21 protein-coding genes and 5 tRNA genes are annotated in these 21,670 nt (G+C 50.5%); 14 read left to right on the top strand and 12 right to left on the bottom strand.

Translation table 11 applies throughout. The features are described 5' to 3' along the window. Positions 1–84 precede the first annotated feature (84 nt). Complete coding sequence (gene pgtP / locus SK38_RS00990) at positions 85–1,476, top strand: phosphoglycerate transporter PgtP (RefSeq protein WP_048234793.1); 1,392 nt, start codon at positions 85–87, stop codon at positions 1,474–1,476. Positions 1,477–1,585: 109 nt separating this feature from the next. On the opposite strand, the gene SK38_RS00985 is transcribed toward pgtP, so the two are convergent. Further along, positions 1,586–1,828, bottom strand: coding sequence for a DUF2545 family protein (locus tag SK38_RS00985; RefSeq protein ID WP_008785383.1), 243 nt, complete (start codon positions 1,826–1,828; stop codon positions 1,586–1,588). Positions 1,829–2,268: 440 nt separating this feature from the next. On the opposite strand from SK38_RS00985, the gene lpxP reads away from it, so the two are divergent. Further along, on the top strand, positions 2,269–3,189 hold the full coding sequence (gene lpxP, locus SK38_RS00980) for a kdo(2)-lipid IV(A) palmitoleoyltransferase (protein WP_020996694.1): 921 nt from the start codon (positions 2,269–2,271) through the stop codon (positions 3,187–3,189). 41 nt (positions 3,190–3,230) lie between these two features. Here the strand turns inward: lpxP and SK38_RS00975 are convergent, their stop codons facing one another. After that, on the bottom strand, positions 3,231–3,845 hold the full coding sequence (locus SK38_RS00975) for a lysozyme inhibitor LprI family protein (RefSeq protein WP_048234791.1): 615 nt from the start codon (positions 3,843–3,845) through the stop codon (positions 3,231–3,233). A 343-nt stretch (positions 3,846–4,188) separates the two neighbouring features. Between SK38_RS00975 and ypdK the strand changes: the two genes are divergently transcribed. Beyond that, on the top strand, positions 4,189–4,260 hold the full coding sequence (gene ypdK, locus SK38_RS24855) for a membrane protein YpdK (protein WP_010723117.1): 72 nt from the start codon (positions 4,189–4,191) through the stop codon (positions 4,258–4,260). Between the two features lie 67 nt (positions 4,261–4,327). Here ypdK and alaC read toward each other — a convergent pair whose 3' ends face one another. Continuing rightward, complete coding sequence (gene alaC / locus SK38_RS00970) at positions 4,328–5,566, bottom strand: alanine transaminase (RefSeq protein WP_008785386.1); 1,239 nt, start codon at positions 5,564–5,566, stop codon at positions 4,328–4,330. A gap of 387 nt (positions 5,567–5,953) precedes the next feature. On the opposite strand from alaC, the gene SK38_RS00965 reads away from it, so the two are divergent. The 3 genes from SK38_RS00965 (at position 5,954) to SK38_RS00955 (ending at position 9,570) form a co-directional block, all read left to right on the top strand. Then, complete coding sequence (locus SK38_RS00965; protein WP_008785387.1) at positions 5,954–7,651, top strand: sensor histidine kinase; 1,698 nt, start codon at positions 5,954–5,956, stop codon at positions 7,649–7,651. Between the two features lie 14 nt (positions 7,652–7,665). Further along, positions 7,666–8,400: a LytR/AlgR family response regulator transcription factor gene (locus SK38_RS00960; protein WP_003834866.1), complete on the top strand. Its 735-nt coding sequence runs from the start codon at positions 7,666–7,668 to the stop codon at positions 8,398–8,400. 123 nt (positions 8,401–8,523) lie between these two features. Next, positions 8,524–9,570: a hypothetical protein gene (locus tag SK38_RS00955; RefSeq protein WP_048234789.1), complete on the top strand. Its 1,047-nt coding sequence runs from the start codon at positions 8,524–8,526 to the stop codon at positions 9,568–9,570. Positions 9,571–9,572: 2 nt separating this feature from the next. Here the strand turns inward: SK38_RS00955 and glk are convergent, their stop codons facing one another. Further along, entirely contained in the window at positions 9,573–10,538 is a 966-nt protein-coding gene (gene glk / locus SK38_RS00950; RefSeq protein ID WP_003028256.1) for a glucokinase, read from the bottom strand. 204 nt (positions 10,539–10,742) lie between these two features. On the opposite strand from glk, the gene SK38_RS00945 reads away from it, so the two are divergent. Continuing rightward, the gene (locus SK38_RS00945) at positions 10,743–11,978 is read left to right on the top strand and encodes an ion channel protein (RefSeq protein WP_032944118.1); all 1,236 of its coding nucleotides are present in this window, start codon (positions 10,743–10,745) and stop codon (positions 11,976–11,978) included. Here SK38_RS00945 and SK38_RS00940 read toward each other — a convergent pair whose 3' ends face one another. Next, a complete protein-coding gene (locus tag SK38_RS00940) occupies positions 11,979–13,631 on the bottom strand; it encodes an alpha-keto acid decarboxylase family protein (protein WP_048234787.1) in 1,653 nt (550 codons plus the stop codon). It lies immediately after the preceding gene. A 182-nt stretch (positions 13,632–13,813) separates the two neighbouring features. On the opposite strand from SK38_RS00940, the gene mgrA reads away from it, so the two are divergent. Further along, positions 13,814–14,803 carry an L-glyceraldehyde 3-phosphate reductase gene (gene mgrA / locus SK38_RS00935; protein ID WP_048234784.1) on the top strand — a complete coding sequence of 330 codons (990 nt, stop codon included), beginning with the start codon at positions 13,814–13,816 and terminating at the stop codon, positions 14,801–14,803. Between the two features lie 137 nt (positions 14,804–14,940). Beyond that, positions 14,941–15,267, top strand: a complete 327-nt coding sequence (ypeC, locus tag SK38_RS00930; protein WP_003834889.1) for a DUF2502 domain-containing protein YpeC — start codon at positions 14,941–14,943, stop codon at positions 15,265–15,267. Positions 15,268–15,299: 32 nt separating this feature from the next. On the opposite strand, the gene SK38_RS00925 is transcribed toward ypeC, so the two are convergent. Together SK38_RS00925 and SK38_RS25360 are read right to left on the bottom strand one after the other, a co-directional pair. Further along, complete coding sequence (locus SK38_RS00925; protein ID WP_048234783.1) at positions 15,300–16,538, bottom strand: Nramp family divalent metal transporter; 1,239 nt, start codon at positions 16,536–16,538, stop codon at positions 15,300–15,302. Continuing rightward, positions 16,535–16,609 carry a hypothetical protein gene (locus SK38_RS25360; protein ID WP_418219455.1) on the bottom strand — a complete coding sequence of 25 codons (75 nt, stop codon included), beginning with the start codon at positions 16,607–16,609 and terminating at the stop codon, positions 16,535–16,537. Before SK38_RS25360 ends, SK38_RS00925 begins: the two co-directional genes overlap by 4 nt. A 273-nt stretch (positions 16,610–16,882) precedes the next feature. On the opposite strand from SK38_RS25360, the gene nupC reads away from it, so the two are divergent. After that, the gene (gene nupC, locus SK38_RS00920) at positions 16,883–18,085 is read left to right on the top strand and encodes a nucleoside permease NupC (RefSeq protein ID WP_003834893.1); all 1,203 of its coding nucleotides are present in this window, start codon (positions 16,883–16,885) and stop codon (positions 18,083–18,085) included. 150 nt (positions 18,086–18,235) lie between these two features. On the opposite strand, the gene SK38_RS00915 is transcribed toward nupC, so the two are convergent. The 3 genes from SK38_RS00915 to SK38_RS00905 form a co-directional block, all read right to left on the bottom strand. Next, positions 18,236–18,311, bottom strand: a tRNA-Ala gene (locus tag SK38_RS00915). Positions 18,312–18,353: 42 nt separating this feature from the next. Beyond that, positions 18,354–18,429 (bottom strand) — tRNA-Ala (locus tag SK38_RS00910). A gap of 42 nt (positions 18,430–18,471) precedes the next feature. Continuing rightward, positions 18,472–18,547 (bottom strand) — tRNA-Ala (locus SK38_RS00905). A 221-nt stretch (positions 18,548–18,768) separates the two neighbouring features. On the opposite strand from SK38_RS00905, the gene SK38_RS00900 reads away from it, so the two are divergent. Together SK38_RS00900 and SK38_RS00895 are read left to right on the top strand one after the other, a co-directional pair. Next, positions 18,769–19,131: a YfeC-like transcriptional regulator gene (locus SK38_RS00900; protein WP_003028277.1), complete on the top strand. Its 363-nt coding sequence runs from the start codon at positions 18,769–18,771 to the stop codon at positions 19,129–19,131. A gap of 1 nt (position 19,132) precedes the next feature. Next, on the top strand, positions 19,133–19,525 hold the full coding sequence (locus SK38_RS00895; RefSeq protein WP_003834896.1) for a MerR family transcriptional regulator: 393 nt from the start codon (positions 19,133–19,135) through the stop codon (positions 19,523–19,525). Between the two features lie 56 nt (positions 19,526–19,581). Here SK38_RS00895 and gltX read toward each other — a convergent pair whose 3' ends face one another. Then, positions 19,582–20,997, bottom strand: a complete 1,416-nt coding sequence (gene gltX / locus SK38_RS00890; RefSeq protein WP_048234782.1) for a glutamate--tRNA ligase — start codon at positions 20,995–20,997, stop codon at positions 19,582–19,584. Between the two features lie 258 nt (positions 20,998–21,255). Here gltX and SK38_RS00885 point away from each other — a divergent pair. Further along, a tRNA-Val gene (locus SK38_RS00885) sits at positions 21,256–21,331 on the top strand. A gap of 4 nt (positions 21,332–21,335) precedes the next feature. Then, a tRNA-Lys gene (locus SK38_RS00880) sits at positions 21,336–21,411 on the top strand. A gap of 32 nt (positions 21,412–21,443) precedes the next feature. Here the strand turns inward: SK38_RS00880 and SK38_RS25135 are convergent. After that, on the bottom strand, positions 21,444–21,670 hold a 227-nt coding region (locus SK38_RS25135; protein ID WP_231587300.1), incomplete at its 5' end, for a hypothetical protein.

The raw sequence follows: 21,670 nt of genomic DNA, 5'->3' as shown, positions 1-21,670 counted from the left end.
TCAACTTGAGTTTCTCTGCCGTCTATTTCACTCTTCACTGCGAAAAATCCTGATATTCACATCAATATAAATTTAGGTGATGATATGTTATCCATATTTAAGGCAGGGCCAGCGGCAAATAAAGTCCCGGCGGAGAAAGTCCAGGAAACTTATGGCCGATACCGCATTCAGGCATTACTCAGCGTATTTCTTGGCTATCTTGCGTACTATATTGTGCGTAATAACTTCACGCTATCAACACCGTACCTGAAAGAACATCTGGATCTCAGTGCCACGCAAATTGGTCTACTCAGCAGCTGCATGCTTATTGCCTATGGGATCAGTAAAGGCATTATGAGTAGTCTGGCAGACAAGGCCAGCCCTAAGGTCTTTATGGCATGCGGCCTGGTTCTGTGCGCCATCGTAAACGTCGGTTTAGGATTCAGTACCGGATTCTGGATTTTTGCCGCTCTGGTCGTTTTCAACGGTTTGTTTCAGGGAATGGGCGTTGGTCCTTCATTTATTACCATCGCCAACTGGTTTCCGCGTAAAGAACGTGGACGCGTCGGCGCATTCTGGAATATTTCTCACAACGTTGGCGGTGGTATTGTCGCTCCGATTGTTGGTGCCGCCTTTGCCATTTTAGGGAGCGAGCACTGGCAAAGCGCCAGCTATATTGTCCCGGCCGGTGTTGCCGTACTGTTTGCTTTTATTGTGCTGATTCTGGGGAAAGGTTCACCGCGCCAGGAAGGCTTACCGGCTCTGGAACAAATGATGCCGGAAGAAAAAGTAGTATTAAATTCCCGACACACTGACCAGGCGCCAGAAAATATGAGTGCCTTCCAGATCTTCTGCACCTATGTGCTGCGTAATAAGAATGCCTGGTATGTTTCACTGGTAGATGTCTTCGTCTATATGGTGCGTTTTGGCATGATTAGCTGGTTGCCTATTTATCTGTTAACCGAAAAACATTTCTCGAAAGAGCAAATGAGCATCGCTTTTCTGTTTTTTGAATGGGCGGCAATCCCTTCCACATTACTGGCGGGCTGGCTTACCGATAAACTGTTTAAAGGCCGTCGCATGCCGCTGGCCATGATTTGTATGGCGCTGATTTTCGTCTGTTTGATCGGCTACTGGAAAAGTGAATCCCTGCTGATGGTCACTATTTTTGCCGCCATTGTGGGTTGCCTGATCTATGTTCCACAGTTCCTCGCTTCTGTTCAGACGATGGAAATCGTCCCCAGCTTCGCAGTAGGTTCTGCAGTAGGACTGCGCGGATTTATGAGCTACATTTTTGGCGCATCGCTGGGCACCAGTCTGTTTGGCGTAATGGTCGACAAAATGGGGTGGCACGGCGGTTTCTATCTGCTGATGGGGGGTATTGTTTGCTGCATCCTGTTCTGCTACCTCTCTCATCGCGGTGCGCTGGAACTTGAGCAACAGCGAAAAAATGCTCAGCAAGAGGAAGCATCACTCCAGTTGGCGGATGCCCGGTAATTCATTTCGGTCTCACAAAAAAGTGCCAGCGATGCTGGCACTTCGATAAACTCAGATAAATAATAAATAACTCAAAGTGATAATTTATTGCTAAACGTAACATTGCAAATTATTGCTTACCATCCGCGACCATAAAGCGAATGATCAAACCACATGTCGGAGCAAGAAACAGGAATAATCCAGTTACCATTTCGTTACCATTGGTCAGCCGCATAGTAAAAACGTAAATTAATGCCGTAAGGATGGCCATGCCGAGAAAAGCGCTAATTGACGCCGCAGCGCCTATAACCTGCCAGATATAGCAACTGACGCACAGAATGCTCAGTATGAGAAAGGTCCAGAAATAGAGCATAGCGATACCTCCTGTCTGCCGTAAACTTAACGTAAGTCCTTACACTCCCTTAACTTTATATTCTAAGACAATTCCTATCTGCATGCAATTTGAGCAACATTTTATTCACAAAAATTATTCGACCGCTTACTATTACACTGTTTCTCCGTCGTTTATTTAATCATCATAAAAACAACGAATTATATATAGGCGAAATTTTGCCCTTAATCGCCCTAAAAACATTTACGAATCTTGAGTAATTATTTCTGGCTGACATTAATTTTCGGGTGTACATTGTGCGTCCGATCATTCATGCCCCCTCGTGGTTTTGTCCTGACTCAGTTTTACACTCTTTACAGGAACCAATGTCGTTCATGGCGGCCTAACGATCAGTGCTGAGTGTAAAGCGACAGGCAAAGAATCTTCGCGATACATCTATTTCGTATCAACAACAGGTGCTTATGTTCCCCCAATGTAAATTTTCACGCGCGTTTTTGCATCCGCGCTACTGGCTCACATGGTTTGGTGTTGGTGTGCTCTGGTTACTGGTACAGCTTCCCTATCCCGTATTGTGTTTTCTTGGTACCCGTACAGGAACGCTGGCTCGTCCATTTTTAAAACGCCGTGAATCTATTGCACGTAAAAATCTCGAACTCTGTTTCCCAAATCTGTCACAAGAAGAAAGAGACAAACTGGTCGATGAGAATTTCCGTTCGCTCGGCATGGGGCTGCTTGAAACAGGTATGGCCTGGTTCTGGCCGGACCGTCGGGTGCGCAAATGGTTTGATGTAGAAGGGCTGGATAACCTGAAGCGCGCTCAGATGCAAAATCGTGGCGTGATGGTCGTTGGCGTACACTTTATGTCGCTCGAGTTGGGTGGTCGCGTAATGGGGCTTTGCCAGCCAATGATGGCAACCTATCGCCCGCACAATAATAAGTTGATGGAGTGGATCCAAACCCGCGGTCGTATGCGCTCCAACAAGGCGATGATCGGCAGAAATAATCTGCGTGGTATTGTCGGCGCCCTGAAAAAAGGCGAGGCAGTGTGGTTTGCCCCCGATCAGGACTATGGTCGTAAAGGGAGTTCATTCGCCCCCTTCTTCGCAGTCAAAGACGTGGCGACCACCAACGGTACCTACGTGCTGTCACGATTATCGGGCGCAGCAATGCTGACCGTAACCATGGTGAGAAAAGCAGATAACACCGGTTACCGCCTGTTCATCACCCCAGAAATGGAGGGTTACCCGGCAGATGAAAGCCAGGCTGCGGCGTATATGAACAAAATTATCGAAAAAGAGATCATGCGTGCACCCGAGCAGTATCTCTGGATCCACCGTCGCTTCAAAACTCGCCCGATGGGTGAAGCTTCGTTGTATATCTAAAAAGAAAGGCCGTAAGGCCTTTCTTTTTTTCTACGGTTGAATTACTTAACGCCCCATTTGCTGTGCAGTTCAGCCATTCGCTCGCTGTAGTTGCGGGCGATGCAGGCTGATTTATCCTGTTCCTTCCAGCACTCGTTACGCCCTTTCACCCAACCGCGCTGCTCTGCTTTCAGCGTCGGGTTATTGCTCGATTTAACCAGCGCCTGCTTGTAGGCCCCGTTTAAGGCTAAATCCATTTCTGAGAGCGAAGGACTGTGGCAGATAATCTCTTCGATACTGCCCTTTGCTACCGCAGCGCAGGAATAAGAGGGTCCAGTGCTGGTCGATTTTTTGGCCCCAGAAAAGTCAATATTATCTTCAGGCAGGCATACCCCGTGCTTTCGATTCGGCCCACTCCAGGAAACGTCCGGATTCCCGTCATCTTTACGAGAAATAGAAACCGTATTGTTCCCGCTTTTGGCTTCCCAGTAATTTTCATTGAAGGCCTTCACCGTCGCCTTCGAGCCATCAATCCAAACATTGCCTTTGCCATCACTATTCACGCCGCCAATACTTGCGCAGCTGAAATTAAACGCCAACGGTGAGGCCGCCATCGACGTCAATGGCGTAAAAACGAGTGCTAGCATCATTAATCTGGTCATTTTTAACCTTTTCATTATCTCATTCCGCGAAAAATTAACCGCATTAACATCATGGCGATATGAGAATTCTCCGAGTAACCATTCCGTCGCTCAATGGCAATTTATTACCGGCAGAAATTAAACTGTCGCCGAATCACGACAGTTGTAAGTTATTAAAATTAAATAAAAAAATGCCTCTTGTCTCTCCTCATTTTTAGGCGTACATTAGCGCCGTCTGGAGCATTAAAGCTCAGAATTCTGAGGTGATGCAGCCAAGCAAATGAGGGGTATTCTCCCTTTCGTTTGCGAGTGCATCAGCTCTCTGTCAGGTAAGCATATGTTCATTTAGACGTACCCCAGGTACGCGGAGAGATGAAAAGTGAAATATTTCTTTATGGGCATTTCTTTTATGGTCATCGTTTGGGCCGGTACTTTCGCCCTGATGATCTAAATTAAAAGACGCAGCAAAAAAACAGGAGCCATCAGGCTCCTGTTTTGCATTTTGGGGGAACATTCTGTCAGTCGGTACTTTCAGAAGTCGATTTTGCACTGGTCGGTAACAGGCCATCTGCGCGAAACATCGCCTTGATGCCGCGAATAGCCTGGCGGGTACGGTCACGGTTTTCAATCAATGCAAATCGCACATGCGTATCACCATAATCACCAAACCCAATCCCTGGCGAAACGCATACCTTCGCTTCGTTCAGCAGCTTCTTGGCAAACTCAAGTGACCCCATCCCGGCGTATTGCTCTGGAATTTTCGCCCAAACGTACATTGAGGCCTTTGGCATCTCGACCATCCAGCCTGCTTCATGCAGTCCTTTGACCAGCACATCGCGACGACGTTTATATTGCTCAGCGATATCCCGTACACATTGCTGATCGCCTTCCAGCGCGGCAATTGCCGCAACCTGCAGTGGCGTAAAGGTCCCGTAATCGTGATAGCTCTTGATTCGCGCCAGCGCGTTCACCAGCGTTTTGTTGCCCACCATAAACCCGATACGCCATCCCGCCATGTTGTAGCTTTTCGACAGGGTGAAAAATTCAACAGCGACGTCGCGAGCGCCGGGTACCTGCATAATCGATGGCGCCTTCCAGCCGTCATAAACAATATCAGCGTAGGCCAGGTCGTGAACCACCAGCACGTCATAGCGTTTAGCCAGGGCCACCACTTTCTCAAAGAATTCCAGCTCGACGCACTGCGCGGTCGGGTTGGATGGGAAACCTAAGATCATCATCTTCGGCTTCGGGTAACTTTCGCGTATTGCGCGTTCCAGCTCATTAAAGAAGTCGACACCCTCAACCAGCGGCACTGAACGCACCTGCGCGCCGGCAATCACCGCGCCATAGATATGGATGGGATAACTTGGGTTGGGCACGAGGACCGTATCACCGTGATCGAGCGTTGCCAGCATCAGGTGCGCCAGCCCCTCTTTGGAACCGATGGTCACAATGGCTTCAGATTCAGGATCGATCTCAACGTCATAGCGTTCCTGGTACCAGCGGGAAATCGCCCGACGCAAACGCGGAATACCGCGTGAGGTGGAATAACCGTGAGTATCCGGGCGCTGAGCCACGGTACACAGTTTTTCGACAATGTGAGGAGGCGTGGCCCCATCCGGGTTCCCCATACTGAAATCGATAATATCTTCGCCGCGCCGACGCGCAGCCATCTTCAGTTCAGCGGTGATGTTAAAAACGTACGGGGGAAGGCGATCAATACGCGTAAAGCGACGTTCAGGGCGGGAGTCAGCCATAATATCCTCAGATTAACGTTAGCGCCCGGACCGTCCGAGCGACGCTGCCACGATGGTGGCACGTTTAGAAAATAGCCTGAATAATTTCCTTCTGTCGAGAGGCAAAACAAAATATTTTTTCCTGACGAAAAAGAGGAACAGCTGAGTAAAATGAGGAAATAACCATTTTCACAACCCGCCAAAAATTACCATCATTTAACATTTTGTTGTTAAATACATTACCTTGAACGCAGTGCTCACAGGACAGGTATTGTAAATACAACAATCATGCAACAATCCCCTTTTAATATTATGGTTGTTCCCCATTAGCTCTGAACTGCGGGGGTGCTGGTCATCCTGCCTCAGGTTACCTATCATAGTGGTTTAACCCTTGCGCAAGAGTCACCCGTGCACGAAATATTCAATATGCTGCTGGCGGTATTTGACCGGGCAGCACTGATGCTGTTCTGTCTGTTTTTCCTGATTCGTATCCGCCTGTTTCGCGAACTGTTGCACAAGTCAGCCCACTCCCCAAAAGAACTGCTCGCCGTTACCGCGATTTTCTCCATGTTTGCCCTGTTCAGTACCTGGTCAGGCGTACCGGTAGAAGGTTCTCTGGTCAATGTGCGTATTATCGCGGTCATGTCAGGAGGGATCCTGTTCGGTCCATGGGTTGGCATTATTACGGGGCTGATCGCAGGCACCCACCGTTACCTGATCGATATTGGCGGCGTAACTGCCCTACCCTGCTTTATTACCAGCATTCTGGCTGGCTGTATTGCCGGGTGGATCAACCGTAAGATCCCCAAAGCGCAGCACTGGCGCGCGGGTATTTTAGGCGGAATGCTGTGCGAATCACTGACCATGATACTGGTCGTCGCCTGGGCACCCACCACCGAACTGGGGCTGGATATTGTCTCAAAAATCGGTATTCCAATGATCCTCGGCAGCGTCTGTATTGGTTTTATCGTGATGCTGGTACAAAGCGTTGAAGGTGAGAAAGAAGCCAGCGCTGCAAAACAGGCTAAGCTGGCGCTGGATATCGCCAACAAAACGCTGCCGCTCTTTCGCCAGGTCAACAGCGAGTCGTTACGTCAGGTGTGCGAAATTATTCGCCACGATATCCACGCTGACGCGGTTGCAATCACCAATACTCAGCACGTTCTGGCCTATGTTGGCGTCGGAGAGATCAACTACCGCGATAACGATGACTTCGTCAGCCCTACCACGCAAGAAGCCATAAATCACGGTAAAATAATCATAAAAAACAATGATGAAGCGCATCGCACCCCGGAAATCCACTCTATGCTGGTGATCCCGCTTTGGGAGAAAGGCGTCGTGACCGGCACGCTGAAGATCTACTACTGTCACGCTCATCAAATCACTTCCTCGTTACAGGAAATGGCGATCGGTCTGTCGCAAATCATCTCCACCCAGCTTGAAGTCTCCCGCGCAGAGCAACTACGAGAAATGGCAAATAAGGCAGAGCTACGCGCGCTGCAAAGCAAAATAAATCCCCATTTTCTGTTTAATGCCCTGAACGCGATTTCATCGTCGGTACGCCTTAACCCGGACACCGCACGTCAGCTCATTTTTAATTTGTCGCGCTATCTTCGCTATAATATTGAATTAAAAGACGATGAGCAGATCGACATCAAGAAAGAGCTGTATCAAATCAAGGATTACATCACCATCGAACAGGCCCGCTTTGGCGACAAGCTGACCGTTATTTATGATATCGATGAAGAGGTAAGCTGTTTTATTCCCAGCCTGCTGATTCAGCCGTTGGTCGAGAACGCTATCGTCCATGGGATCCAGCCCTGCAAAGGGAAAGGTGTGGTCACTATCAGCGTTGCGGAGTGCGGCAACCGGGTACGGATTGCCGTACGAGACACGGGTCATGGTATCGACCCAAAAGTGATTGAACGGGTCGAGTCCAATGAAATGCCGGGCAATAAAATTGGTCTGTTGAATGTGCACCATCGCGTTAAGCTGCTCTACGGTGAGGGATTACATATCCGCCGTCTGGAGCCAGGCACAGAGATTGCCTTTTATGTACCTAATGTGCACTCGCCCGCAGCCGCGCCAACTACATTATTGCTTTAACCAGGAGTGAAGTCGTGAAAGTCATCATTGTTGAAGATGAATTCCTGGCCCAACAGGAACTGAGCTGGCTGATAAAAGAGCACAGCCAGATGGAGATTGTCGGCACGTTTGACGATGGTCTGGACGTGCTGAAATATCTCCAGCACAACCGCGTTGACGCCATTTTTCTGGATATTAATATTCCCTCGCTGGACGGCGTATTGCTGGCACAAAATATCAGCCAGTTCGCGCATAAACCCTTTATTGTGTTTATTACCGCATGGAAAGAGCATGCTGTTGAAGCCTTCGAACTGGAAGCTTTTGACTACATTCTGAAGCCGTACCAGGAATCACGCATTGTCAGTATGCTGCAAAAGCTGGAAGCCGCCTGGCAGCAACAGCAAACGGGAACGTCTCCTGTAAGTCCGGTGGCCCGCGAAAACGATACGATCAACCTGATCAAGGATGAGCGGATCATCGTGACCCCAATCAACGACATCTACTACGCTGAAGCGCATGAAAAGATGACGTTCGTCTATACGCGACGAGAATCATACGTCATGCCGATGAACATCAGCGAATTTTGCAGCAAACTGCCGGCTTCGCATTTCTTCCGCTGCCACCGCTCGTTCTGCGTAAATCTGAATAAAATCCGCGAGATCGAACCCTGGTTTAACAACACTTATATTCTGCGTTTAAAGGATCTGGAATTTGAAATCCCGGTTAGTCGGAGCAAAGTGAAAGAATTCAGACAATTAATGCATTTATAGTGCTGAAAAAGCGTGACGAATGGAAAGTACAGCGCACGCTTTCAGTCGTTTCCGCAACGAACGGGATAGCTGAACTAAGTTTGTAGTATATTGGTCGTCACTCTATTTTTTACAGGTGATGTCATGGCGAAGCTGAGCGAAAAATATCAACGTACATATCTACGCGAATACGCAAAAGAAGCGGAAAAAAATGCCCTGATATGGATAAGTACGGACGATTATTTAGCTGAGTGCCTGGATATTCATGAACAATGCCATCTGGATTATTCACTGCAACAACAGCTGAGTTCATGGCTTTTTATGCTGCGCATGAAGCGCAGCCCGGAGTTATTAGGATATAAAACCGCGATACAGTCAAATGATATGGAATCTCTACACTTATCCCTGCGACAGTCTGCGATGATTAAACATGTGACGCAGGGTGTGGACTCAGGCTGCGATCACAGTATTAATGTATGGACGACACTAGAGATTCTTGCCGCGGGTTTATTTGACCGAGTACCACTCTTATTGCCTGAAAAATTGGGTATGAGTGATAACGGTCACCCTGTTAACCTGGCCATGACGAATTTAATGATGGCGGTGTGGTACAAACGTGCAGACTTTGCAGTGGATGCCAGAAAAAGAGCGCAAAAGGTACTGACCATGAAGCAAACAGTAAGCGATATGTTCATCCTCCGCTTTCTGATGGCGCTCCTGGATGAGGATGTGACAGAAGCAGGTACGCAACTCGATTTATATTGTAAAAGCGTGTCCGCATTGAGAGAACCAGGGCTCACTAAGCTCCATAAAATGTTCTGGCCATACGCGCACGGGTTATACAACCTGGCTTATATTGTGTTGGGCAAAGATAAAGCCAGCGCGATGCCGAAACCAACCGCAGAGTGTTTTATGGACGATCTGGCGGAATGGCAAAATAAACATAACTATCGCCATGGCCCGCTATTTATAGAATACCCTAAACCAATTGACCTTATTAACACCCTGATCTCATGCACGCCGCCAGAATGTTGTTTGCATCAACCCTATCTGGATACCGATAAAAAATATAAAAACACAAGATACCTGCATGCCGATTTATTTGAACAACAGATGATCAAGATAATTTTAGAAAATATGAACAGCCAGAACGACAAGGCCGGAGAAGCGCTGAGCGCCATCCGGCCCTGACCTTACAAAATATGGCCCAGCGTCTGACGTAAATGCGCACCAGCGCCAAGTAGTCCAGGATTATCGTGCACGATCAGATACACCGGAATATCCTGCACGTAGGCTTTAAAACGGCCTTTATCTTCAAAACCACCGCGGAAGCCCGACGCTTTAAAGAAGTCGAGGAAGCGCGGCACAATACCGCCGGCGATGTACACACCGCCAAATGTGCCCAGCGTTAACGCCAGATCGCCACCAAAACGTCCCATGATGACGCAGAACAGCGACAGCGCACGACGACAGTCAATGCAGGAATCTTCCAGCGCCCGTGCGGTGATATCCTTCGGCTGCAGATTTTCCGGCAGGCGTCCGTCAGACTTGACGATCGCGCGATACAGATTCACCAGTCCCGGACCAGACAGCACGCGTTCTGCGGACACGTGACCTATTTCCGCGCGCAGAACCTCAAGGATAATTCCCTCTTCCTCGCTGTTAGGCGCAAAATCCACGTGGCCGCCTTCACCAGGGAGACTTACCCAGCGTTTATCCACGTGGACCAGATGCGCCACGCCAAGCCCGGTTCCTGCGCCATAAACCGCAATAGGTTTACCTTCAACAGGTTCCGCGCCACCAAACTGGATTAAATGCTCTTTTTTCAGCATCGGGATCGCCATCGACACAGCGGTGAAATCATTGATGATTTCCAGATGGCTGAAGCCCAGGTTTTTTTTCATCTCAGCAATAGAGAACGCCCAGGTATGGTTGGTCATTGCCACCCAGTCGCCGGTTATCGGACAGGCAATGGCAATACAACCATCTTCAACGCTAACGCTATGCTCATCCAGGTACACGCGCACCACCGCCTCCAGACTTGGATAATCCAACCCGGAATAGGTTTTTGCCTGCGAAATCTCGCCGCTGGCAATATCGCACAGAGCAAGACGCGCGTTGGTGCCGCCAACATCCCCTACTAAAGCATATTTTGTCATTCTTCCACTGCTCCGCTAAAGTCAGAATAAATCTTTGCCACACTGTAAATTCATGGGGACATAACAACAACGGTCTGAAGGCTGATGCCCGTGGAAAATCGATCCAGATCACACAATTACTTTATCGTTTCAGCACCATTTGCAGCGATGTCGTCAGGCAGGCTGTGCAAACTATGTCTATGACTCTGTTTTAAGGAATAGAAAATGCTCCATCCGCGAGCCAGAACGATGCTCTTGCTATCAACCCCAGCGCTAATCATTGGCATAGCGTCCAGCCTGGTGTTGATCGTTGTGATGAAAGTGGCTTCCGTTTTACAGCAGTTTTTGTGGGAACGTCTGCCTGTTAGCATCGGTATAGCCCAGGACTCTCCGGTCTGGATTATCGGTATGCTGACACTCACGGGGATCATGGTCGGGTTAGTTATCCGTTACAGCCATGGCCACGCAGGCCCGGATCCGGCCTGTGAACCGTTAATTGGTATGCCGGTGCCAACGTCAGCAATACCGGGCCTGCTGGCAGCGTTAATCCTCGGCCTCGCGGGTGGCGTCAGTCTGGGTCCGGAACACCCCATCATGACCGTGAATATCGCACTGGCAGTGGCACTTGGTAGCCGCATGTTTCCGCGCATTGCGAAGCTGGACTGGACCATTCTCGCCTCTGCCGGCACCATCGGCGCGCTATTTGGTACCCCCGTTGCCGCCGCGCTGATATTTTCGCAAACGCTAAATAGCTCAAACGATGTGCCCTTGTGGGATCGCCTGTTTGCACCGTTAATGGCCGCCGCCGCGGGTTCGCTAACCACCAGCCTGTTTTTTCACCCCCATTTTTCACTGCCCATCGCGCACTACACGCAGATGCACTTGATCGATATACTCAGCGGCGCGGTTGTTGCTGCCATCGCCATTGCCGCTGGGATGGTTGCCGTCTGGTGTCTGCCGCGTTTGCACCATTTAATGCATCGATTAAGACACCCGGTGCTGATCCTCGGGGCAGGCGGTTTTATCCTTGGTATTTTGGGTGTTATCGGCGGGCCGCTTACCTTGTTTAAGGGACTGGACGAAATGCAGCAAATGGCGTTTAGCCAAACGCTGGGGACATCAGATTATTTCATGCTCGCCGTGATCAAACTAACGGCATTGGTGGTTGCAGCGGCGAGTGGTTTTCGCGGCGGACGAATCTTCCCGGCGGTATTCGTTGGCGTCGCGCTTGGCCTGATGCTGCACGCCCATGTTGAAGCGGTGCCGGCTGCCATCACGGTTTCTTGCTCTATTCTCGGGCTGGTGCTGGTCGTCACCCGTGACGCCTGGCTGAGCCTGTTTATGGCAGCAGTGGTGGTGCCAGATTCCACCCTGCTGCCGCTGCTGTGCATCGTCATGCTGCCCGCCTGGCTGTTGCTGGCGGGCAAACCGATGATGGTCGCTGAGCGCCCTGATAAATAGCTATCCGCCGTTGCGAGATTCCAGCGCACGGGTCACCGTGCGCAATAATTCAGGAAGATCGGCTTTCGGTAGCACCACCTCAATTAACGACAGTCGTTGCGGATGGGACAACCGGGCCAGCACCTCCTCCAGCTGTACCGCCTGCTTCACCCGCCAACATTCGGCCTGACATTCACGACTAAACGCCTGCGGCACCGACGTCCAGCTCCAGGCGGCGATGTCGTTATAGCGCTGATTTGCCCCGTGTATGGCCCGCTCCACGGTATAACCGTCATTGTTGAGCAGTAAAATAACCGGCGATTGCCCGTCTCTGAGCATGGAGCCCAGCTCCTGAATGGTGAGCTGCGCCGCGCCATCGCCAATAATCAGGATCACCCGACGGTCCGGACAGGCCGTTTGCGCACCGAATGCCGCCGGGAGCGCGTAGCCGATAGATCCCCACAACGGTTGAACCAGTACTTCCGCCCCGCAAGGTAGTGAGAGCGCAGCCGCGCCAAAGGCGGCGGTTCCCTGATCGACGAGGATAATGTCATCAGGCTTCAGAAACTGCTGCACCGTGTGCCAGAAGTTTTCCTGCGTCAGTGGGCCCTTCTCAACCTGAACACGCCTAATTGGCGGACGTTCTGGCGGTAGAGAAAACGACATTTCCAGGCACAACTCACGTAATGTGGTGACCGCCTGCTCCATCGGGATGTTAAACCAGTGGGATCCAATTCGTGACGCATGGGGCTGAACGTCAATGGTGCGATCCTGCGGTAGCTGTTGTGTAAACCCAGCAGTGAGGGTGTCGACAAATTGTGTGCCGACACACATTATCGTATCGGCATCTTCTATCGCCTGACGTACATAATCGCTGCTGGCTCCAGCGCTGTACGTGCCAACAAACGCCGGGTGACGCTCATCAAACAGTCCTTTGCCCATCAACAACGTGGCATGAGCCATCGGCGTTTCCGCCATCCAGCGCTGTAAAACCGGCTGCAGACCAAAACGCAGCGCGAGGAAGTCGGCCAGCAACGCTACGCGTGGGCTGTCCAGCAATCGTTCACGGGCATGGTAGCGAAACGCCTCTATCACGCTGCTTTCCGGCTCGCTCAGAGGAACTCTCATAATATCATTCGGTGGCGTAGCAGGCTGTTTAGCCACATCAGCAGGTAGCATCAGATAGCCCGGCCTGCGCTCGCTGAGCATCATTCGCAACACACGGTCAATTTCATAGCAGGCATTTTGTTCATCCAGTATCGCGCTGGCCGTTGTTACTGCCTGCTGCATGCGGTAAAAATGCTGAAAGTCACCGTCACCCAAAGTGTGATGCATCAACTCTCCGCGACGCTGCGCGCCGCGACAGGGTGCGCCGACAATATGCAAAACAGGAACATATTCCGCGAAGCTACCCGCGATACCGTTAATTGCGCTTAACTCCCCCACACCAAACGTGGTGAGCAGCGCCCCAACCCCGGATACCCGGGCATAGCCATCTGCCGCATAAGCCGCATTCAATTCATTCGCACACCCGACCCAACATACGTTGGGATGTTCAATCACGCGGTCAAGAAACTGCAAATTATAATCGCCCGGCACACCAAAGAGATGGCCGACGCCACAGCCTGCCAGCCTGTCCAGCAGATAATCAGCAACGGAATACGGGGTTTGCATGACAGCTATCCTTCTGACGGTAACCTCATGTTGAGTATCGAAGAACTGTGATGACTGTCCAGGAAAGTCGCTGTGAGGGGGTGGAAAGCAGGATTTACAGTTTTGGCGGTAAAAATTCATTGAAGAATCGACGGTGTAACCGTATACACTGAAAGGCACACGCATTGTGGAAGGGGGGTGACATGGTTTATCACGCAGATGAAAATCGTTATCAGACAATGGAGTACCGCCGCTGCGGTCAGAGCGGCCTTAAGCTCCCGATTGTCTCTCTGGGTTTGTGGCACAATTTTGGCGATACCACACAGGTCGAGAACAGTCGCGCATTGTTACAGCGCGCATTCGATCTGGGGATCAACCATTTTGATCTGGCAAATAACTATGGTCCACCACCGGGTTCGGCAGAACGGAATTTTGGTCGGATCCTGCAGGAAGATTTTTTACCGTGGCGAGATGAGCTTATAATCTCCACAAAAGCGGGCTACACCATGTGGGAAGGCCCCTACGGTGACTGGGGTTCACGCAAATATCTGATTGCCAGTCTCGATCAAAGCCTGAAGCGTCTGGGGCTGGAGTATGTCGATATCTTCTACCACCATCGCCCCGACCCTGAAACACCGCTCAGAGAAACCATGCGCGCGCTGGATCACATCGTCCGTCAGGGCAAAGCGCTGTACGTCGGGTTGTCTAACTATCCGGCAGATCTTGCCAGGCAGGCGATTGAAATACTCGACGATTTAGGTACGCCATGCCTTATTCACCAGCCCAAATATTCCATGTTTGAACGTTGGGTCGAAGGTGGCTTGCTGTCACTATTACAGGAAAAAGGTGTCGGCAGTATCGCCTTCTCACCGCTGGCTGGCGGACAGTTAACCGACCGCTATCTGAACGGCATTCCTGCGGATTCTCGTGCGGCAAGCACCAGTCGCTTTCTAAATCCGGACCAGATCACTCCACAAAAGCTGGAAAAAGTGCGGGCGCTGAATGTGCTGGCAGAACGACGCGGGCAAAAGCTTTCCCAAATGGCGCTGGCATGGGTGTTACGGGATGACAAAGTCACGTCCGTGCTGATTGGCGCGAGTAAAACGGCGCAGATTGAAGACGCTGTCGGTATGCTGGCAAACCGTCACTTTACGTCTGAAGAGTGCGCGGAGATTGATGCTATCCTGAGTTGATTGAAATAAAGACACATTTATTAACAAAAAGTGCTCTCACTTGCGATTTAAGAGTTAAGGCGATGAAACGGGGCTTTACTGCCCCGTAATATTACGTTAACAGGCCGGCTACGGCTCGATCGTGAAGGAGAGAAAACATGTTCAGGTCACTGATTCTGGCGGCAGTCTTATTGGCTTTTACACCGCTGGCCGCGAACGCTGGCGAAATCACCCTGCTGCCATCAATAAAATTACAAATTGGCGATCGCGATAACTACGGTAACTACTGGGATGGCGGCCGCTGGCGCGACCGGGATTACTGGCACCATAACTATGAGTGGCGCAAAAATCGCTGGTGGCGTCATGACAATGGCTACCATCGTGGCTGGGACAAACGCAAAGCTTATGAGCGTGGTTATCGTGAAGGCTGGAACGATCGTGACGACCACCGCGGTCGCGGGCGTGGTCACAAACATCATCATTAATGTAACAAAAGGGCCAACAGGCCCTTTTGTTTTTACAAACCGAATGCGGTTCCTACCAACAGCCAGATATTGAGCGCCACCACCAGCAGAACAATCACCCAGCCTAACTGTTTTACCCAACGGGTATTCACCAAATCGCCCATCAGCTTACCGTCACTGGTAAAGATCAGTAGCGGCACCAGCGCCAGTGCAATACCAAAACTGAGCAATACCTGGCTCATCACCAGAATACGCGTCGGATCCAGTCCCATCAAAATCACAATAAATGATGGCATCATAGTGACGGTACGGCGTACCCAAAGCGGAATGTGAAAGCGGATAAACCCTTGCATCACCACCTGCCCGGCCAACGTACCGACCACGGTAGAAGAAAGTCCCGCAGCCACCAGGCTTAAACCGAATACCGTCGCCGCAGCGTGACTCAACAGCGGTTCAAGTGTCAAATACGCTTGATCGAGATCGGCAATACCGGTATGCCCGCTAAAGTGAAATGCAGCGGCAGCCGTCGCCATCATCGCCAGATTGACAAATCCAGCAATCGTCATGGCGATTGCCACATCCCATTTCGTGGCCGCATAGCGCTGTTGACGTGTTCCGCCGTGCAGATGCTGAGTTAAGGAAGAGTGCAGATAAATGACGTGTGGCATGATAGTCGCGCCGAGCACACCAGCCGCCAGGAACACCGCTTCAGAATTAGGCAGGCTCGGGATAACCATTCCCTTGCTAAGTTGCGCGAAGTTCGGCTGGGAAAAGATCAGTTCCACAATGTAAGCCGCAGCCACAAACAGCAGCAAGCCGCCAATCACTTTTTCCAGCGGTTTTTGCCCACGGCGCTGCAACATCAGAATCAAAAAAGTCGCGATACCGGTGAGCACGGCCCCCTGCAATAACGACACGCCGAGGATCAATTTGAAACCAATCGCGGCACCAATGAATTCAGCAAGGTCTGTCGCCATGGCGATAATTTCGGCCTGCACCCAGTAGAACCACACCACCGGACGAGGATAGTGATCGCGAATTTGCTCCGCCAGGTTTTTACCCGTGGCAATACCCAGCTTTGCCGACAGCACCTGAATCAGCATCGCCATCAGATTTGCCCAGACCACCACCCACAACAGTTTATAGCCAAAGCTGGCCCCTGCCTGGATGTTGGTGGCGAAGTTGCCCGGATCGATGTAGCCGATCGCCGCGATGAACGCAGGTCCCATTAATGCGAGCTTCAACTTGCGCGCTGCCCGTCCACTGCTACTCTCAACGCGATCGTTAGTCATTTTAGTGCCTCAGAAACATAGCCTTTGCTATGTTTCAAGCTACGCCTATTGAGAATGATTATCAAATTCATTTTAATGGGTGAAGTTGATTTCTCTGATAGCGTTTGTCTATGGATCGATAAGGATTCTGGAAATACCGGTGAGATGTTTAATTATTGTTATGAGATTAGCACAATGACATAACTTTTCACTTCCATACTAAACATAACAGAAGTGTATCACCGATCACTAATTTTGAATCTCGTCACAGGTCCTTATTATAGTGTGTGTTTGATCTCGTTTTCTTTATGGTTGTTACATAGAATGTGCACGAAAACTAAACCTGCCTCATATTTGGAGCAAATATGGACCGCGTTCTTCATTTCGTCCTGGCCCTTGCCGTGGTTGCGGTACTCGCACTGCTGGTAAGCAGTGACCGTAAAAAAATCCGCATTCGTTATGTTATTCAATTGCTTGTTATTGAAGTGTTACTGGCATGGTTCTTCCTGAACTCTGATGTCGGTCTGGGCTTCGTGAGAGGCTTCTCCGAGATGTTTGAAAAACTCCTCGGATTCGCTAATGAAGGGACAAACTTTGTCTTCGGCAGCATGAACGACAAAGGCCTGGCATTCTTCTTCCTGAAAGTGCTGTGCCCAATCGTCTTCATTTCCGCTCTTATCGGTATTTTGCAGCATATCCGCGTTCTGCCGGTTATCATCCGCGCGATTGGTTTCCTGTTATCCAAAGTGAACGGTATGGGCAAGCTGGAATCCTTCAACGCCGTCAGCTCCCTGATCCTGGGTCAGTCCGAGAACTTTATCGCCTATAAAGATATTCTCGGCAAAATGTCTCGCAACCGTATGTACACCATGGCTGCAACGGCGATGTCGACCGTTTCCATGTCTATCGTCGGCGCGTACATGACCATGCTGGAACCGAAGTACGTGGTTGCGGCGCTGGTTCTGAACATGTTCAGCACCTTTATCGTGCTGTCGCTGATCAACCCGTACACCGTTGATGCCAGCGAAGAAAACATTCAGATGTCTAACCTGCACGAAGGCCAGAGCTTCTTCGAAATGCTGGGTGAATACATCCTGGCAGGTTTCAAAGTGGCAATTATCGTTGCGGCGATGCTGATTGGTTTCATCGCGCTGATCGCAGCCCTGAACGCCCTGTTCGCCACCGTGACCGGCTGGTTTGGCTACAGCATCTCCTTCCAGGGCATCCTGGGCTACATCTTCTACCCGGTTGCATGGGTAATGGGTGTGCCGTCCAGCGAAGCGCTGCAGGTGGGCAGTATCATGGCAACCAAACTGGTTTCCAACGAATTCGTTGCGATGATGGATCTGCAGAAAATTGCCGCCACGCTCTCTCCGCGCGCAGAAGGTATCCTGTCCGTGTTCCTGGTCTCCTTCGCTAACTTCTCTTCCATCGGTATTATCGCCGGTGCGATTAAAGGTCTGAACGAAGAGCAAGGTAACGTGGTTTCCCGCTTCGGTCTGAAGCTGGTGTACGGCTCTACGCTGGTGAGCGTACTGTCTGCATCTATCGCCGCACTGGTGCTGTAAGCGTAAGATAACGTCGTATTGATAAGACCGGGGAGATTCTTCTCCCCGGTTTTTTTATGCCTGCTATTCAGCAAACCGAAGAGATACAGGGTAAGAACAGGTAGGATACAGAAACAAAAAACCCCCGCTTTTCAGCGAGGGTTTAAATTTTGGTGGAGCTAAGCGGGATCGAACCGCTGACCTCTTGCATGCCATGCAAGCGCTCTCCCAGCTGAGCTATAGCCCCACGATGCTATTACGTACGTACCAAATTTATTGGGATTAAATTTGGTGGAGCTAAGCGGGATCGAACCGCTGACCTCTTGCATGCCATGCAAGCGCTCTCCCAGCTGAGCTATAGCCCCACGATGCTATTACGTACGTACCAAATTTATTGGGATTAAATTTGGTGGAGCTAAGCGGGATCGAACCGCTGACCTCTTGCATGCCATGCAAGCGCTCTCCCAGCTGAGCTATAGCCCCATTACGTAAAGCTTGTCGAGTTGACGGGCGGCATCATATGAATTCCCTTCGCGTGTGTCAACGGCAAAATTAACTCATAGAATTCAATCGCTGAAAAAGCAGTCAAATGAAGAACATTGCGTAACAACTCGCATTCAGTAGTTAAACGCGTCACGGTTTCTACTAAAATGGTGCTATAAAATGAGCCACTAATTAACCCCACGACTATTCAGGGAATCGTTATGTTCAAGGAACGGATGACGCCAGAAGAACTTGCTAATCTGACCGGATACAGCCGACAGACCATCAATAAATGGGTGCGCAAGGAGGGTTGGGCTACATCACCAAAACCAGGCGTACAGGGCGGTAAAGCGCGTCTGGTTCACGTCACCGAACAAGTTCGTGAATACATTCGCAGTGCTGAGCGTTCAGCCGAAGGTTTATCAGATAATTTATCGTTATCCGGCGATACCTCTATCGAAGCTCTACTGATTAGGCTCGCCAAAGAGATGACTCCGTCAGAACAAAAAATGTTTACGTCACTGATCCTGCGTGAAGGCATTACGGGTTTGTTACAACGCTTAGGGATCCGCGACAACAAATAATATGAAAAAATTACGCAGCAAAATGACGACCGAAGAACTAGCGGAATGTCTCGGGGTTGCCAAACAAACCGTCAATCGTTGGATCAGAGAACAAAACTGGACCACCGAAAAGTTTCCCGGCGTTAAAGGGGGTCGTGCAAGGCTGATCCATATCGACTCCAGCGTCCGTACGTTTCTGCTCAATATTCCGGCTTTTCGCAAAGTCCCTGAAATTTATCAGGCTGAGGAACCGCTGGCAGAATACACCCACGTGGTGCGTAGCCACGCCTGTCGCCAGATAATTAGCGCACTGGACAACATGTCCCCAACGGAACAAGAAAAGCTGGCAATGTATATTTCGCGCGAAGGTATTCGCACTTTCCTTACCCGTCTGGGTATTGATGAGTCTGAATAACAGGCAAAAAAAACGGCAGGATGCGCTCCTGCCGTTGTTTCATAGCTCAACCGGTCTTACTGCTGGCTTTCACGCTCAGCAATAAACGCCAGCGCTTTATTAATACGCTCAATGCAGCGGGATTTACCAATCGCATGCACCGTGACGTCTAACGCCGGAGACTGACCCGCGCCGGTTACGGCTACGCGCAGCGGCATCCCAACTTTACCCATACCCACTTCCAGCTCATCAGCGGTTGCCTGAATCGCGTGGTGCACGTTTTCTGCCGTCCACTCGCTGATAGCAGCCAGCTTATCGCGAACCACTTCCAGCGGCTGACGCGCTACCGGACGCAGGTGTTTCTTAGCTGCATCCGCGTCGAACTCAGCAAAGTCTTCGTAGAAGTAGCGGCAGCTCTGCGCCATCTCTTTCAGCGTTTTGCAGCGCTCACCCAGCAGTTTAACCAGCTCAGACAGCTGCGGGCCAACGCGAGTATCGATATTTTCCTGCTCAATGTGCCATTGCAGATGCGTTGCCACATATTCTGGTGCCAGCGAATTAATGTAGTGATGGTTCAGCCACTGCAGTTTTTCGGTGTTGAACGCACTGGCAGACTTGCTCACCGCACCAAGGGAGAACAGTTTGATCATCTCTTCACGGGTGAAGATTTCCTGATCGCCGCTGGACCAGCCCAGACGCACCAGATAGTTCAGCAGCGCTTCCGGCAGGTAACCGTCGTCGCGATACTGCATAACGCTGACCGCACCGTGACGTTTAGAGAGTTTTTTACCGTCGTCGCCGTTGATCATCGACACGTGTGCATAAACCGGCACCGGCGCATTCAGCGCTTTCAGGATGTTAATCTGACGCGGAGTGTTGTTGATATGATCTTCACCACGAATAACGTGGGTGATTTCCATATCCCAGTCGTCGACCACAACACAGAAGTTGTAGGTCGGAGAACCGTCAGTACGGCGGATGATCAGATCGTCCAGCTCCTGGTTGCTGAATTCGATCGGCCCACGGATCTGGTCGTCAAAAATAACGGATCCATCCTGCGGGTTGGCAAAACGCACCACGCATGGTTCATCAGCAGCATGATGTTCATGTCCGTGGCGGCAGCGACCGTCGTAACGCGGCTTCTCACCGTTTGCCATCTGCTCTTCGCGCAGTGCGTCCAGACGCTCTTTGGAGCAGTAGCATTTATACGCGGTACCGGCTTCCAGCATCTCATCAATCACGGCGTTGTAGCGATCAAAACGTTTGGTCTGGAAGTACGGGCCTTCATCCCATTCCAGATTCAGCCAATTCATGCCATCCATAATGGCTTCAATAGCTTCCGGAGTGGAGCGTTCGAGATCGGTGTCTTCAATACGCAGCACAAACTCACCGTCATGGTTACGTGCAAAAAGCCAGGAATATAGAGCAGTACGCGCACCACCGACGTGCAGGTAACCTGTCGGGCTTGGCGCGAAGCGAGTTTTGATTTTCATGAAATGGCCTTACGTTTATAAAGATGCCGACAACCGGCAAATCCTGGAAAGATTATCAGGCTCGTATTCTATCACTGTGGTCTGATTCCTCAATGTTGTTCAGGTTGGAACATCACGCTTTGCCATTTTCGTATACAAATCATGCTGCATGGATTGATTTGCGATCGTTTTGTTTAAATTTACGACGAACGAACAAATTCTTTAGAAAATGCGTTGACTCATTTTCAACTCTCCCTATAATGCGACTCCACACAGCGGGGGTGATTAGCTCAGCTGGGAGAGCACCTCCCTTACAAGGAGGGGGTCGGCGGTTCGATCCCGTCATCACCCACCACTTCGGGTCGTTAGCTCAGTTGGTAGAGCAGTTGACTTTTAATCAATTGGTCGCAGGTTCGAATCCTGCACGACCCACCAATGTAAAAAGGCGCCCTAAAGGCGCCTTTTTGCTATCTGCGATTTATAAGATTCGAACCTGCATCGCCTGATGCGCTACGCTTATCAGGCCTACAGACAATACCCCACACGTAAGCCGGATAAGACGTTAGTCGCCATCCGGCACAGACAACACTACACGCGTAGGCCGGATAAGACGTCAGTCGCCATCCGGCACAGACAATACCGCACGCGTAGGCCGGATAAGACGTCAGTCGCCATCCGGCACAGACAATACCGC

This window comes from Citrobacter sp. MGH110, from assembly GCF_001037515.1.
GTDB lineage: Bacteria > Pseudomonadota > Gammaproteobacteria > Enterobacterales > Enterobacteriaceae > Citrobacter > Citrobacter portucalensis.
Note: the sequence above shows the minus strand (reverse complement) of the source record. Positions and strands in the feature narration are given on the sequence as shown.